Below are 12,563 nucleotides of genomic sequence, written 5' to 3' on the forward strand. Positions count from 1 at the left end.
GAGCTGCCGGCTGTCAGCCGGCAGCTTCCTTTTCCAGGCTTGCGCTTGCCTGCCTCCGATTCCTGCTGTATTCTCGCGGCCATGTCGGCTACTTTTCTTTTTCTGCTGCTGGCGGTCTATGCTGGCAAACTGCTGCTGCGTGCCCTCAATCTGAGATTTCTCGCCCGTCACGGTGATGATATCCCCGATGGCTGGGAAGCGGATATCGACCGGGACCGGCTGCGAAAGGCGAACCGCTACACCCTCGCCGGCAGTCGGCTGGGGTTGCTCGAATCGTTGTTCAGCCAGGTCCTGGGGCTGTTGTTCGCCTTTCTGCTGCTGCCCCATTATGATGCCTGGGTGCAGGCGAAGAGCAGTCATCTGGTGCTCCAGGGGCTGCTTTTTTTCGGTCTGCTGGGACTTGCCCAGGCGCTGCTCGGCCTTCCGTTCAGCGCCTGGCGGACCTTCGTCATCGAAGCGCGTTTCGGTTTCAACCGGACCGGCTGGCGGCTCTGGCTGCAGGACCTGCTGAAGGGTTCCCTGGTCTCGGCCCTCCTCTTCGCAGCGCTGGTGTCGGGGGCGCTGGCCCTGGTTCTCTGGAGCCCGCACGGGTGGTGGCTGCCGGTCTGGGGCTTCATGGCGCTGCTCAGCCTGTTGCTGCTCTATATCTCCCCCTGCCTGATCGAACCGCTCTTTTTCAAATTTTCTCCGCTGCGGCGTCCCGGGCTCGAAAACCGTGTGCGGGAGCTGGCGGAGGGGGCGGGGATCAAGGTCTCGCGCGTGCAGCAGGTTGACGCCTCGCGTCGCAGCGGCCATTCCAACGCCTATTTTACCGGTATCGGCCGGGTCAAGCGGATCGTGCTGTTCGACACCCTGCTGGAGCAGCTGGAGGATGGGCAGGTGCTGGCCGTCCTGGCCCACGAACTGGGGCACTGGAAACACGGGCACCTGCGTCGTCGCCTGGTTGCCGGTCAGCTGGTCAGCCTGGCTGCCTGCCTGTCCGCCTGGTGGCTGCTGCAGCAGGACTGGCTGCCGCGGCTGGTCGGCGCCGCCGATCTGAGCTTCTGCGGGCGGCTGGTGGTGCTGTCCCTGCTCGGCGGCCTGCTCGGGTTCTGCTGGACGCCTGTTGCCAGCTGGCTGTCACGGCGTCATGAGCGGCAGGCCGATCGCTACGCCGTGCAGGCAACCGGACAACCAGGGGAGCTGGCCGCCGCGTTGCGGCGGATGGCACGTGAGAATCTCAGCAACCTGCATCCCCATCCCCTCTACGCGGCGATCTATTTCTCCCATCCCCCGGTGGTGGAGCGTGTTGCCGCCCTAGTGGAGGCGGACGAAGGGCCATGAAACTGATCATCCTCACCACTCTGCTGACCCTGTCGGCGCTCTATGCTCCCCAGCCGTTGCTGCCGGTGCTGGCGCGTGAATTCGGCGTCAGTCGTGACGCCGTCGCCCTGCTGACCACGATCGCCTTTATCCCGTTGAGTGTCGCGCCGTTGCTGTACGGTTACCTGCTGCAGTCGGTCTCCGCGCGGCGGATGCTGCGCTGCAGTCTGTTGCTGCTGGGACTGTCGGAGTTTTTTTTCGCCGCTGCCAATGTTTTTCCGCTGCTGCTCGGCCTGCGCCTGCTGCAGGGGCTGCTGGTGCCGGCGATACTCACCGCCCTGATGACCTATGTCTCCCAGCGATCGACGGCGGGTACCGTGCAGCGTTCCATGGCCGTCTATATCGCCGCGACGATTCTCGGCGGTTTCCTCGGTCGCCTCTGTTCCGGGGGATTGGCGACCCTGTTCGGCTGGCGCAGCAGTTTCATCGTCCTCGGCATCAGTCTGTTGCTTTGCGCCTGGCTGCTCGGGCGGCTGCAGGATGTCAGTGAGGTTCAGCTGGCAAAACCCCACCCGCGCCTGCTCTGGCAGGTGCTGCGTCAGGGCTGGTTTCTGCGTACCTATCTCGCCGTCTTCTGCCTGTTCCTGGTGTTTGCCGCGGTGATGAACTATCTTCCCTTCCGGCTGACGGAAATCAGCAGTGAGGCGAGCGAACTGCGGATCGGGCTGATGTATTCCGGCTACCTGATGGGGGTGGTCACGGCGCTTGCCGCGGTGCGGATTATCAATCGCTGCGGCGGGGCGATTTTTGCCATGCTGATCGGCTTCAGTGGCTACCTGGTGGCTATCGGCGGCCTGCTCGGCAGCAGTGTCGTCGGCCTGTTCGCCGACATGTTCCTTTTCTGCGGCTCGATGTTTCTGATACACGCCACTGCTTCCGGATGGCTCAACCGTTCGGCCGGCAGTCACAAGGGGGTGGTCAACGGGCTCTACATCGCCTTCTATTACGGCGGTGGCGTGGTCGGTTCGTCACTGCCCGGTCCGATTTACAGCCGTTTCGGCTGGGAGGGGGTGGTCTACGGGCTTGCCGCCGTTGCCGCGCTCGGGCTGGGGCTGGTTTTCTCCTGTCTCGGTGCGCAGAACAAGGGGTTGCCGGTGCTGGTCGAGGATCAGGAGCGGTTCTGAAAAGTTGACAGCCGCCCCTTCTGAGGGTACAACTTGAAAAGTTTTTTATCTTATTTCCCGTCCGAATCCGTGAATCTGTGCCGCCGGCCGGCGACGAGCTTGCGGATTCAGACCCAATCGAAAGGAAGATCAATGAAACGCATTGTCACACTGCTGGCCCTGGCCGGCTTCTGCTGTGTCGGGGTACTGCAGGCGGCAGCTGAAACGAAGAAACCGACCTCTCTCGAAGATCGGGTCAGCTACGGCATCGGGATGAATATCGGCAAGGACTTCAAAAACAAGGATTTTGCCGTCAATCCCGAGCTGCTTGCCCAGGGGCTCAAGGATGTGCTCGCCGGCGACAAGACCCTGATGACCCCCGAGGAAGTGCAGCGGACGATTATGGAACTGCAGTCGGTGCTGCAGAAGAAGATCGGAGACAAGAACCTTGCCGAGGGCAAGGCCTTTTTGGAGGCCAACAAGAAAAAGGAAGGGGTCAAGGTGACCGCCAGCGGCCTGCAGTACAAGGTTCTCAAGGAAGGCAGCGGAGCGACCCCGACCGCGGAGAGCAATGTCAAGGTCAACTACAAGGGAACGCTGATCGACGGCACCGAGTTTGACAGCAGCTACAAGCGCGGTCAGCCGGCCACCTTCCAGGTCGGCCGGGTGATCAAGGGCTGGGTCGAGGGGCTGCAGCTGATGAAGGTCGGCAGCAAGTACCAGTTCGTGATCCCGCCGGAACTGGCCTACGGCGACCGGGGTGCCGGCCCGCAGATCGGACCGAACTCGGTGCTGGTGTTCGAAGTTGAACTGCTGGAAGTCAATTGAGTTCCGTTGCCGGATAAAACAAAAAAAACGGGCAACTCCTGTTAGGGTGTTGCCCGTTTTTTTTGCCTCACGGTTGCCAGATGCCAGGCGTTCGCAGGTCGAGGAGCGAGTCGTAGCGGCAGCTATGCTGCAGCGACGAGGCCAGGGGCAATGGCAGATGTGACCTTTTTCAGCCGCCTACCCCTCAGCAGACCAGTGTCCGTGGAGGTTGCAGTACTCGCGGGCGGTCACGGTCGTGGCAGTGATCAAGAAGGTTGCCTCGGGAGCGTCACCGGGGTTGAGAAATTGGCGGTAGGCTTTGCCGTCGGCCAGCAGTTCGATCCACTCGATGTAGTGATCGTCCTGCATCGGGTGGGCGACACTGCCGATCTTGACGGTGATGCTGTCGGTGCCGACCTCGATCACCGGGACATGCTTTTCCCGTGCCGCGTCAACGGTATTCTCCGTCATCAGGGTCATCTTCTGGTTGCAGCAGACCAGCGGCGCGGCCCCGCTGTGAAGGACTTCGACGATGTTGCCGCAGAGTTCGCATTTGTAGACTTCGAGCTGTTTGGCCATCAATTTTCTCCTAGGTAAAGGGGCGGATTCAGGGGTGAAAACAGAGGAAAGCTTACCACAGCCTGACGGTTCTTCAAGTTGGCCGGGGGACGCTTCGAGGGGCTCCGGAACTTGCCTTCGGCCGTAGACCTGATATAAGGTTTCAATGTTATTTCCATTACTTGTACCTGAATCAGTGAATTCATTATCGGCGAACTGTACAAGTTATTGACCCGTCTGCGCTTTCCAGACATCATCGGCGAACCTGCGGGTGCGTCTCAGATCTGGAAATCGCATTCAAGTCAAACAGTTGAACTCTTCCTCCGGCATGAACCCACTGACTCAGGTTGTAGCCTGGAGTGCCGATGCGCCGAATCTGCCTGTTTTCTGCCGGATTGCTGCTGTTCTTTTTCACCGGAGCCCTGCCCGCCCTGGCCGGCCCGCCGCCGGTGCCCGGGCCCAAGGTTCGCTGCCCGGTCTGCGGCATGTTCGTCGCGCCCTATGCCGCCTGGCAGTCGAGCATCCTTTACAGCGATGGCCGTCGTGATTACTTCGACGGTCCGAAGGACCTGTTCCGGCAGTTTTTTTCCCTGGATGAGGCTGGCCTCAAGTCCGTCCGCGAGGTCTGGGTCACCGAGTACTATTCAGCCCAGCCGATTCCGGCCGATGCGGTCTACTTCATCGGTGGCAGCGACGTGCTCGGCCCGATGGGAGAGGACCTGGTCCCGGTCAAGGGGCGTAAGGCGGCGGAAACCTTTCTCCGCGACCATGGCGGCAAGCGCATCCTGCAATTCGATGGTCACCAACTGAATCCCGTGGCCGCGCAATGATCCACCGCTGGCAGATTTTTACCGCCCTCAGCCTGTTGCTTTTCTTCCTGCTGGGAGTCTTGTGGCTGACCGGTACCCGGCGCCGCGGACGGGAAGATGGTTCGCTGCTGGCTGCCCGTCGGCAACTGGTCGCCGGTCTGCAGTTGACCGATTTCGCCATCTGGACCGAGGCGCGTTACACCCGGCATCCTTCTCAGGCCGATTTTTTCACCCCCTTCCAGGATTTCCCCGGGGCCCTGGAGCATTTTCCCGCCGGTTCCCTGCTGGCGCCGCCGGTTTCGCATCCGTTGACGCGGCTGCGGGTTGCCAAAGCGAAGAGGCCCTGACCCGTGCGCCAGTTGAAGTTGCTGGAATATGCCCTCTCCGCTCTCTGGCGTCGCAAGGGGAAAACCTCTGCCATCCTGGTGGTCTATGTCCTGACCGTGGCGGCGCTGGCATCGGTGCTGTTTCTCACTCAGTCGCTGCGCACCGAGGCCGAGCTGCTGTTGAAGGATGCGCCCGAACTGGTGGTGCAGCGCCTGGCGGCCGGACGACATGCCCTGATTCCGGAGGATTACGCCGCCGTCATCGCCGCCATCCCCGGGGTCGGCAAGGTGCAGCCACGGATCTGGGGCTACTACTACGATGCCCTGACCAAGGCCAACTACACCCTGATCGGCGTGCGTTCGAAGCAGGGGCCGATGCCGCTGCTTGCCGGGCGGCTGCCGACCGGAGCGGATGAGTGCGCGGTTGGGCAGGGAGTGGCCGAGATGCGCGATGTCGAGGTCGGTGATGATCTGATCCTGATCGACGGTGACAATCTCGGTGTCAGCCTTGAGGTGGTGGGGGTTTTCGCCGCGGAATCTCGGCTGTTGACCAACGACCTGATCGTGCTTGAGGATGAAGCCCTGCGGCAGTTTTTCCGCCTGCCGGAAGGAGAGGCGACCGACCTCGCGGTGCAGGTCCACAATCCGCGTGAGGTCAACACCGTGGCCCGCAAGGTGGTGCGCCTGAAAGCGGATGCCCGGCCGATCACCCGCAGCGAGATTCTGCGTACCTACGATGCCGTTTTCAACTGGCGCAGCGGCATGTTGCTGTCCATTTTCATCGCCGCGCTGAGCGCCTTCGCTATCCTTGCCTGGGATAAGGCAACCGGGATCAGCGCCGAGGAGAAACATGAAATCGGCGTACTCAAGGCGATCGGCTGGGATACCGGGGATGTGCTGCTGCTGAAGTTCTGGGAGGGGTTGGCGTTGTCGCTGACGGCGGTGCTGCTCGGCCTGCTGGCGGCCTGGGTGCATGTCTTCTGGTTCGGCGCCCCGCTGCTGGCGATGGTGGTCAAGGGCTGGTCGGTTCTCTTCCCGGCCTTCGACCTGGTGCCGCGGGTCGAACTGCAGCAGCTGCTGGCGCTGATCCTGCTGACCGTGGCGCCCTACGTGGTGGCAACGGTGATTCCCTCCTGGAAAGCGGCGATCACCGATCCCGATACGGTACTGCGGGGGTAACCCGTTATCGGGCCGCTAAGGTGCCAAGACGTTCAAGGACAATTTCAACGCAGAGCGGGAGAGAAGGAGAGGCGGAGAGGTCGTAGAGTTCACTTCAGAAAAAAGATTTCTCTCCATCTTTGCCTCTCTCCGCCTCTGCGTTAAAAACAGGTTTTGACCTTTTGGGTGTCTTGGCGGCATCGAATATTGCAAGGTTCTGTCATGATCCAACTGGAAAACGTCACCAAGATCTACAACCCGCGCCGACCTGACCGGGTCGAGGCGCTGCGTGGGCTGTCGCTGCGGATCCCGGCGGAAGGGGTGAGCGTGTTGCGGGGGCCGAGCGGGTCGGGCAAGAGTTCATTACTGTCGCTGATCGGCTGCATGGCGCGTCCGACCAGCGGCCGGGTGCTGGTCGAGGGGCGCGAGGTTTCGCGCCTGCCGGAGCGGTTTCTGACCGAGGTGCGGCGGGAAACGTTCGGTTTTATCTTCCAGCAGTTCAACCTGGTGCGGGCATTGTCGGTGCGGGAGAACGTGCTGCTGCCCCTCTATCCACTCGCCGAGGGTTTTTCCGCCATGCGCCGCCGGGCGGATCGGCTGCTGGAGCAGTTCGGACTTGCCGACAAGGCGCGGCGCCGGGTCGCGACCCTCTCCGGCGGGGAACAGCAGCGGGTCGCCATCGCCCGGGCGCTGATCAACAATCCGCGCATCATTATTGCCGATGAGCCGACCGCCCATCTCGACAGCCGTCTTTCCGGCGAGCTGCTGACGGCCCTGCAGCAGCTCGCTGCGGAGGGGCGCACGGTGATCATCGCCACCCATGATCGTCTGGCGGCCGAGCATCCGATGGTGGACCGGCGTTTTGAGTTGCGCGACGGGCTGCTGGTGGAGGCGGCGTGATACTTCATCCCGGTATCCTGGCGTTGCTGTTCGGCTCCGGCCTTTCCCTGTTGCTGCTGAGCCTGGCCGTGCCGCTGGCCATCCGGGTGCTGCGGCGCTGGAATCCCGCTTCCAGCGATGCCGGGCAACTGCTGCTGGAGAGGCAGACCTACCTGCTGTCGACCCTGGTCAGCTATGCCTGCGGTTTTCAGCTGCTGGCGCTGCTGCTCTACGTCTTTACCGCCGACAATCTTCACCAGCAGTTTGTCGGCGCCATGTGTGCCACCGGCACCTTCAATGCCAATCCGGTCGGCTGGACGCTGCTTAAGCTGAAGCTGCTGCTCTTTTTTGCCGCCGGTCTGTGGCTGGTTTTCAACAGCATCACCCGGCTGGCCGCCGATTATCCCCTGACGCGTCTCAAATATGCCCTGCTGCTGGCACTCTGGCCGCCGGCGCTGCTCGACCTGGTCTGGCAGCTGCAGTTTTTCCTTGGGCTGGAACCGCAGATCATCACCTCCTGCTGCGGGTCACTCTTCAGCGCCGCCGGCAGCGGGGTGGCCAGCGGCCTCGCTGAACTGCCGCTGGTGCCGATGATGTGGACGTTCTACGGCGGCGCCGCGCTGCTGCTGATGTTGCTCGCCGCACAACTGCGATTCCGGGGAGGCTGGCTGCGTTACCTGGCGGCTGTCTGCGGGGTCGTTTTTTTCGGTCTTGCCCTGGCGGCGATGGTGACCTTCATTTCGGTCTACATCTACCAGCTGCCGAGTCACCATTGTCCCTTCGACATCCTGCAGAGCGGCTATGACTGGATCGGCTATCCGATCTACCTGGGGCTGTTCGGGGGCGTGTTCTGTACTCTGGTCACGGGGCTTTACGCATGGCTGCGGCGGGTGCCGTCACTGGAACCGCTGGTGCGGAGGAAGGAACGTTTCTGGACTCTGGCGGCGCTGCTGCTGCTGGTGCTGTTCCTGATCCTCAGCGGCTGGCCGGTGGTGACCGGGCCGTTCCGGATGGTTTAGGCGGCCCTTTGGGCCGCCGGGTGTTGGGCGTCGGGCGCTCGGCGCTGGGTTGCCGGGATTTTGCATCAGTTGTTTCAGGCGGAATGACAAAAAAGCCGACTCCGAATGGGGGCGGCTTTTTCAATTTCTGCTGTATTGTATTTTCCTGCTTCAGCCCGACTGCCCGAGCATGGCGCGGTAATCCTCCTCGACCAGCAGCATGTGCTGGTGGGTGGAGCCGGCGTTGGCGAGGTAGACGTTTCGGATCGTTTCGTCGTCGATTTTTTCCGCCATCGCCCGCAACTGTTTTTCGAGGGCGTCCTCCTGTTCGATGGCCAGTTCCAGGGCGAGACGCTCGTCGAAGTCGTTGAGCATCGCCTTCTGCAACGCCTTCCACCAGTCCGAATCGGTGTCCGGAGCGGCCGCCATCATGCTGTCGAAATCGGGAAGATCATTGCCGGGGTAGGCCTGGTAGAAGGTCAGGGCATGCTGACGCTCCTCCCGGCCGAGGATCTCGAACGTTTTTCGGACCCTTTCATCGACCGCCTTTTCGGCGGCAAAAAAATAATAATCCATCGCGTCCTTTTCGGTCTGGATCGCGTCTTTAAGGGCTTCGTTCAGATCAAAATGCATGTGGGACAGCTCCTTCTGGATAGTATACTGTATACAATGGTAGCATGGTTGAAGCAGACAATTCCAGTTTAAAAAGGGCAGACGGAAACCGTCGGAGCCGAAACAGGAACGCCCCCGGAGGCTGTCATCCGGGGGCGTTCTTTTCAACTGGAGCCGCTAATCCGATTCGAACGGACGACCTGCTCATTACGAGTGAGCTGCTCTACCAGCTGAGCTATAGCGGCCGATACAATCGAGGTCCTGTAATTACCTCAATTTGTCCGTCCTGTCAATTGTTCGATGAGTGCGGGAGTATGGCTCATTCCGTGCGGACCTTGCTGATCGCCTCATCCCAGCCGGCGATCAATTCCCGTCTCAGTCCTGCGGCCATCTGCGGCTTGAAGTCTGACTGACACTGCCACTGTGCGGCGATCTCATCGAGGGATGCATAACTGCCGGCCTGCAGCCCGGCCAGGCAGGCGGCCCCGAGGGCGGTGGTTTCGGTGACTTCCGGTCTTTCAACCGGCAGGTCGAGCAGGTCGGCGAGAAACTGGCAGAACCAGTTGTTGGCGACCATGCCGCCGTCGATTCGCAGGGCGGTGGGGGGCACCGCGCCGTCGGCGGCCATGGCGGTCATCAGGTCGCGGGTCTGGTAAACGACCGATTCGAGGGTGGCGCGGGCGATTTCGGCGATGCCGGTGTCGCGGGTCAGGCCGAAGAGGGCGCCGCGTGCCTGCGGATCCCAGTGCGGAGCGCCGAGTCCGGTAAAGGCCGGGACCAGGTAGACACCGTGGTTGGAGCCGAGCCCGGCCGCCAGTTGTTCGGTTTCGGCGGCGTTGGTGATCAGTTTCAGGTTGTCACGAATCCATTGCACCGCCGCTCCGGCGATGAAGATTGAACCTTCGACGGCGTAGCTGGTTTGGCCGGCGATCCGCCAGGCGATGGTGGTCAGCAGCCGGTTGCCGGATCGGATCGGCGAATTTCCGGTGTTCATCAGCACAAAACAGCCGGTGCCGTAGGTACTCTTGGTCATTCCCGGCGCGAAGCAGGCCTGGCCGATGGCGGCTGCCTGCTGGTCGCCGGCGATGCCGAGGATCGGCAGGCGGCAGCCGAAGATGGCCGGGTCGGTTTCGCCAAAGTCGGCAGTGCAATCGTTCACGTCGGGCAACAGCGAAGCGGGGATGTCGAACAGGTCGAGCAGATGTGGATCCCACTGCTGACTGTGAATGTTGAACAGCAGGGTTCGGGAGGCGTTGGTGATGTCAGTGGCATGGACCTTCCCCCCGGTCAGGTGCCAGAGCAGGAAGCTGTCGATGGTGCCGAAGGCCAGTTTCCCGGCCTCAGCACGCTGTCTGGCGCCGGGGATGTTTTCAAGCATCCAGCGTAGCTTGCTGGCCGAGAAATAGGGATCGAGCAGCAACCCGGTCCTGGCACTGACGCTCTCCTCATGCCCCTGATGTTTCAGATTGTTGCAATAATCCGCGGTGCGTCGATCCTGCCAGACGATGGCATTGTAAATGGGTTTGCCGCTGTCCCGCTCCCAGAGCAGGGTGGTTTCACGCTGGTTGGTGATGCCGATGGCCTGCACGGTCAGACCTTTGCTGCCGGCTTCGTCAAGGGCCTTGCGGCAGACGGCAAGGGTGGTGCGCAGGATTTCTTCGGGATCATGCTCGACCCAGCCGTCTTGCGGGTAATGCTGACGGAACTCCTGCTGGGCGGTTGCTGAAGGTCGGCCGTTGCGGTCGAAAACAATGGCGCGACTGCTGGTGGTTCCCTGATCAATGGCGAGTATGGCCGTCCTGTCCATGGGAGTCTCCTTGAAAAGATGTTCTTATCATCAATATTCTGGCGGAAAAGTCAACACGTCGCGTTTTCACAAGTGAAAAAAATCTTGCAATATTTTGGGTGAAGTGAATATTATTGTTTGGAAACAAACATTGTTTGCGGTGTTGCCCTCGGGCTTCGTCATGCGTCTGCGGTGGAAAAATGAATAAACGTCAGGAAGAAATTCTGCAGCTGGCCCAGCATCAGGGGTTTGTCTCGATCGAGGCGCTGGCGCAGGCTTTTTGCGTAACGACCCAGACGATTCGGCGTGATATCAACGAACTTTGCAATCAGCAATTGCTGACCCGATATCATGGTGGCGCCGCCCCGGCATCGAGTGTGGAAAATGTCGATTATTCGGCGCGCAAGGTTCTGTGTCTGGATGAGAAGCGGAGAATCGCAGCGCTGTTGGCCAGTCATATTCCCGATCGGGCGTCTCTGTTTATCAATCTCGGGACCACGACTGAAGAGATTGCCAAGGCCCTCCTGGATCATGTCGGTCTCCGGGTGATAACCAATAACCTTAATGTTGCCGCGGCCTTATGTGACAATCCAAGCTTTGAAGTGATTATTGCCGGCGGCGTCGTGCGGCAACGCGATCGAGGCATTACCGGAGAGGCGACCATCGACTTTATCCGGCAGTTTAAGGTTGATTTCGGCATCATCGGGATATCCAGTATCGATGAAGACGGTGCCCTGCTGGATTTTGATTACCGCGAGGTTCGTGTGGCTCAGGCGATTATTGAGAATTCCCGCCAGTTGCTGCTGGCTGCAGATCACAGTAAGTTCGGTCGCAGCGCGCTGGTTCGACTCGGCCATCTTTCTCAGGTCGATGCTCTCTATACCGATCAGATGCCATCGTCGGCAATTACCGCCATTCTGGATGAAAATCATGCGGCACTGCATCTGGCCGGTCCCGCCCCGTGAAGGCAATGCGGATGTTCAGTAACGAGCATAATCGAAAGAACGCTCCTCGTTTGAATGCCACAATAGCCCGGATATTTTTTTCTTATGTCGCTACAGCTTGAAAACCTGAGCAAGTCGGTTGGACCGAATCTGCATATTGATGATGTCTCGCTCTCTCTGGAACCCGGAACATTCAACGTTCTGCTTGGCCGCACCCTTGCCGGCAAGACGACCCTGATGCGTCTCATGGCCGGGCTGGAAAAGCCCAGTACGGGGAGAGTGCTGATGGATGGTCGGGATGTCACCCGGGTACCGGTACGCAAGCGCAATGTCGCCATGGTTTACCAGCAGTTCATCAATTATCCTTCCCTTTCTGTCTACAGGAATATTGCTTCTCCGCTGAAATTGGCGCGGGTGCCGGATGCCGAGATTGATCGTCGGGTACGCGAGGTTGCAGAAATCCTCCACATTGAAGCGCTGCTCGATCGTTTTCCCGAAGAACTTTCGGGAGGACAGCAACAGCGTACGGCGATGGCGCGGGCTCTGGTCAAGGATGCCGAACTGTTGTTGCTCGATGAACCGTTGGTCAACCTCGATTACAAGCTGCGGGAGGAATTACGCGGGGAACTGCGCAGTATTTTTGAACGGCGTAAGTCGATTGTTGTTTACGCCACGACTGAACCGCTTGAGGCTTTGACGCTGGGTGGTAATTGCGCGGTCCTTGACGAAGGCCGCCTGGTGCAGTTCGGGCCGACGGTCGAGGTCTATCAGCGGCCGGCATCAACCCGGATCGCGGAAATATTCAGCGACCCGGCAATGAACTTTGTCGAGGGCAGAATCGGTGACGGTGAATTGCGGCTCGGGACAGCACCTCCGGTGCCGTTGCCGGAGCACCTCAGCGAACTGGCTGCCGGTCATCATCGTTTCGGGATGCGAGCCAGTCACCTTGCCCTTACTCCTCAGTCTGACCGGGATGTCAGCTTTCCGGCGATTGCCGATATGACAGAGATCAGTGGTTCGGAAACCTTTATTCATGTCCGTCACAACGGTGATGCCTGGGTCGCCCAGCAGCCGGGGGTGCACAGTTGTTCTCTGGGTGAACCCTTGCAGGTCTATGTCGACGCCAGTCTTCTTTTTGCTTTCAGTTCCCAGGGGCAATTGCTTGCGGCTCCATCCTCTTTCCCTGCCAGGCTCCGGCCTGAATCTCTTTGAGGCCGTTAT

General features: G+C 60.5%; 13 protein-coding genes and 1 tRNA gene. 10 read left to right on the plus strand and 4 right to left on the minus strand.

Features of this window, described 5'->3' with window-relative positions:
- The first annotated feature begins 45 nt into the window (after positions 1-45).
- From B5V00_RS03595 to bamJ, 3 genes are all read left to right on the plus strand, one after another.
- A complete protein-coding gene (locus tag B5V00_RS03595; protein ID WP_281249638.1) occupies positions 46-1,323 on the plus strand; it encodes a M48 family metallopeptidase in 1,278 nt (425 codons plus the stop codon).
- Positions 1,320-2,486 (plus strand): MFS transporter, encoded by a 1,167-nt coding sequence (locus B5V00_RS03600; protein ID WP_085009396.1) that lies wholly within the window; start codon positions 1,320-1,322, stop codon positions 2,484-2,486. Before B5V00_RS03595 ends, B5V00_RS03600 begins: the two co-directional genes overlap by 4 nt.
- A gap of 132 nt (positions 2,487-2,618) precedes the next feature.
- Positions 2,619-3,293, plus strand: a complete 675-nt coding sequence (bamJ, locus tag B5V00_RS03605) for a BamJ family beta-barrel-assembly machinery protein (RefSeq protein WP_085009397.1) — start codon at positions 2,619-2,621, stop codon at positions 3,291-3,293.
- 177 nt (positions 3,294-3,470) lie between these two features.
- Here bamJ and B5V00_RS03610 read toward each other — a convergent pair whose 3' ends face one another.
- Positions 3,471-3,851 (minus strand): desulfoferrodoxin, encoded by a 381-nt coding sequence (locus B5V00_RS03610; protein WP_085009398.1) that lies wholly within the window; start codon positions 3,849-3,851, stop codon positions 3,471-3,473.
- A 344-nt stretch (positions 3,852-4,195) separates the two neighbouring features.
- Here B5V00_RS03610 and B5V00_RS03615 point away from each other — a divergent pair, with 344 nt between their 5' ends.
- The 5 genes from B5V00_RS03615 to B5V00_RS03635 all read left to right on the plus strand — a co-directional run bounded on the left by B5V00_RS03615 (position 4,196) and on the right by B5V00_RS03635 (position 8,021).
- Positions 4,196-4,660: a nitrous oxide reductase accessory protein NosL gene (locus tag B5V00_RS03615; RefSeq protein ID WP_085009399.1), complete on the plus strand. Its 465-nt coding sequence runs from the start codon at positions 4,196-4,198 to the stop codon at positions 4,658-4,660.
- Positions 4,657-4,986 carry a hypothetical protein gene (locus B5V00_RS03620; protein WP_216355449.1) on the plus strand — a complete coding sequence of 110 codons (330 nt, stop codon included), beginning with the start codon at positions 4,657-4,659 and terminating at the stop codon, positions 4,984-4,986. The genes B5V00_RS03615 and B5V00_RS03620 overlap by 4 nt, the downstream gene beginning before the upstream one ends.
- Positions 4,987-4,989: 3 nt before the next feature.
- Positions 4,990-6,144 (plus strand): ABC transporter permease, encoded by a 1,155-nt coding sequence (locus B5V00_RS03625; RefSeq protein ID WP_085009400.1) that lies wholly within the window; start codon positions 4,990-4,992, stop codon positions 6,142-6,144.
- 201 nt (positions 6,145-6,345) lie between these two features.
- Positions 6,346-7,023 carry an ABC transporter ATP-binding protein gene (locus tag B5V00_RS03630; RefSeq protein WP_085009401.1) on the plus strand — a complete coding sequence of 226 codons (678 nt, stop codon included), beginning with the start codon at positions 6,346-6,348 and terminating at the stop codon, positions 7,021-7,023.
- Positions 7,020-8,021 (plus strand): hypothetical protein, encoded by a 1,002-nt coding sequence (locus B5V00_RS03635; protein WP_085009402.1) that lies wholly within the window; start codon positions 7,020-7,022, stop codon positions 8,019-8,021. The genes B5V00_RS03630 and B5V00_RS03635 overlap by 4 nt, the downstream gene beginning before the upstream one ends.
- A gap of 150 nt (positions 8,022-8,171) precedes the next feature.
- Here B5V00_RS03635 and B5V00_RS03640 read toward each other — a convergent pair whose 3' ends face one another.
- The 3 genes from B5V00_RS03640 to glpK all read right to left on the minus strand — a co-directional run bounded on the left by B5V00_RS03640 (position 8,172) and on the right by glpK (position 10,419).
- Positions 8,172-8,633: a ferritin-like domain-containing protein gene (locus B5V00_RS03640; protein WP_085009403.1), complete on the minus strand. Its 462-nt coding sequence runs from the start codon at positions 8,631-8,633 to the stop codon at positions 8,172-8,174.
- Between the two features lie 148 nt (positions 8,634-8,781).
- Positions 8,782-8,857: transfer RNA gene (locus B5V00_RS03645), tRNA-Thr, on the minus strand.
- Between the two features lie 74 nt (positions 8,858-8,931).
- Positions 8,932-10,419 carry a glycerol kinase GlpK gene (gene glpK, locus B5V00_RS03650; protein WP_085009404.1) on the minus strand — a complete coding sequence of 496 codons (1,488 nt, stop codon included), beginning with the start codon at positions 10,417-10,419 and terminating at the stop codon, positions 8,932-8,934.
- Positions 10,420-10,598: 179 nt separating this feature from the next.
- Between glpK and B5V00_RS03655 the strand changes: the two genes are divergently transcribed.
- Positions 10,599-11,363 (plus strand): DeoR family transcriptional regulator, encoded by a 765-nt coding sequence (locus tag B5V00_RS03655; protein ID WP_085009405.1) that lies wholly within the window; start codon positions 10,599-10,601, stop codon positions 11,361-11,363.
- Positions 11,364-11,447: 84 nt separating this feature from the next.
- Positions 11,448-12,554: an ABC transporter ATP-binding protein gene (locus B5V00_RS03660; RefSeq protein ID WP_085009406.1), complete on the plus strand. Its 1,107-nt coding sequence runs from the start codon at positions 11,448-11,450 to the stop codon at positions 12,552-12,554.
- Positions 12,555-12,563: the final 9 nt, after the last annotated feature.

The sequence above is a fragment of the Geothermobacter hydrogeniphilus genome (assembly GCF_002093115.1).
GTDB lineage: Bacteria > Desulfobacterota > Desulfuromonadia > Desulfuromonadales > Geothermobacteraceae > Geothermobacter_A > Geothermobacter_A hydrogeniphilus.

Excerpts from the sequence above, each read along its gene's own strand:
- B5V00_RS03600 (WP_085009396.1), top strand. The coding sequence starts at position 1,320 with ATGAAACTGATCATCCTCACCACTCTGCTGACCCTGTCGGCGCTCTAT.
- bamJ (WP_085009397.1), top strand. The coding sequence starts at position 2,619 with ATGAAACGCATTGTCACACTGCTGGCCCTGGCCGGCTTCTGCTGTGTC.
- B5V00_RS03610 (WP_085009398.1), bottom strand. The coding sequence starts at position 3,851 with ATGGCCAAACAGCTCGAAGTCTACAAATGCGAACTCTGCGGCAACATC.
- B5V00_RS03615 (WP_085009399.1), top strand. The coding sequence starts at position 4,196 with ATGCGCCGAATCTGCCTGTTTTCTGCCGGATTGCTGCTGTTCTTTTTC.
- B5V00_RS03620 (WP_216355449.1), top strand. The coding sequence starts at position 4,657 with ATGATCCACCGCTGGCAGATTTTTACCGCCCTCAGCCTGTTGCTTTTC.
- B5V00_RS03630 (WP_085009401.1), top strand. The coding sequence starts at position 6,346 with ATGATCCAACTGGAAAACGTCACCAAGATCTACAACCCGCGCCGACCT.
- B5V00_RS03640 (WP_085009403.1), bottom strand. The coding sequence starts at position 8,633 with ATGCATTTTGATCTGAACGAAGCCCTTAAAGACGCGATCCAGACCGAA.
- glpK (WP_085009404.1), bottom strand. The coding sequence starts at position 10,419 with ATGGACAGGACGGCCATACTCGCCATTGATCAGGGAACCACCAGCAGT.
- B5V00_RS03655 (WP_085009405.1), top strand. The coding sequence starts at position 10,599 with ATGAATAAACGTCAGGAAGAAATTCTGCAGCTGGCCCAGCATCAGGGG.
- B5V00_RS03660 (WP_085009406.1), top strand. The coding sequence starts at position 11,448 with ATGTCGCTACAGCTTGAAAACCTGAGCAAGTCGGTTGGACCGAATCTG.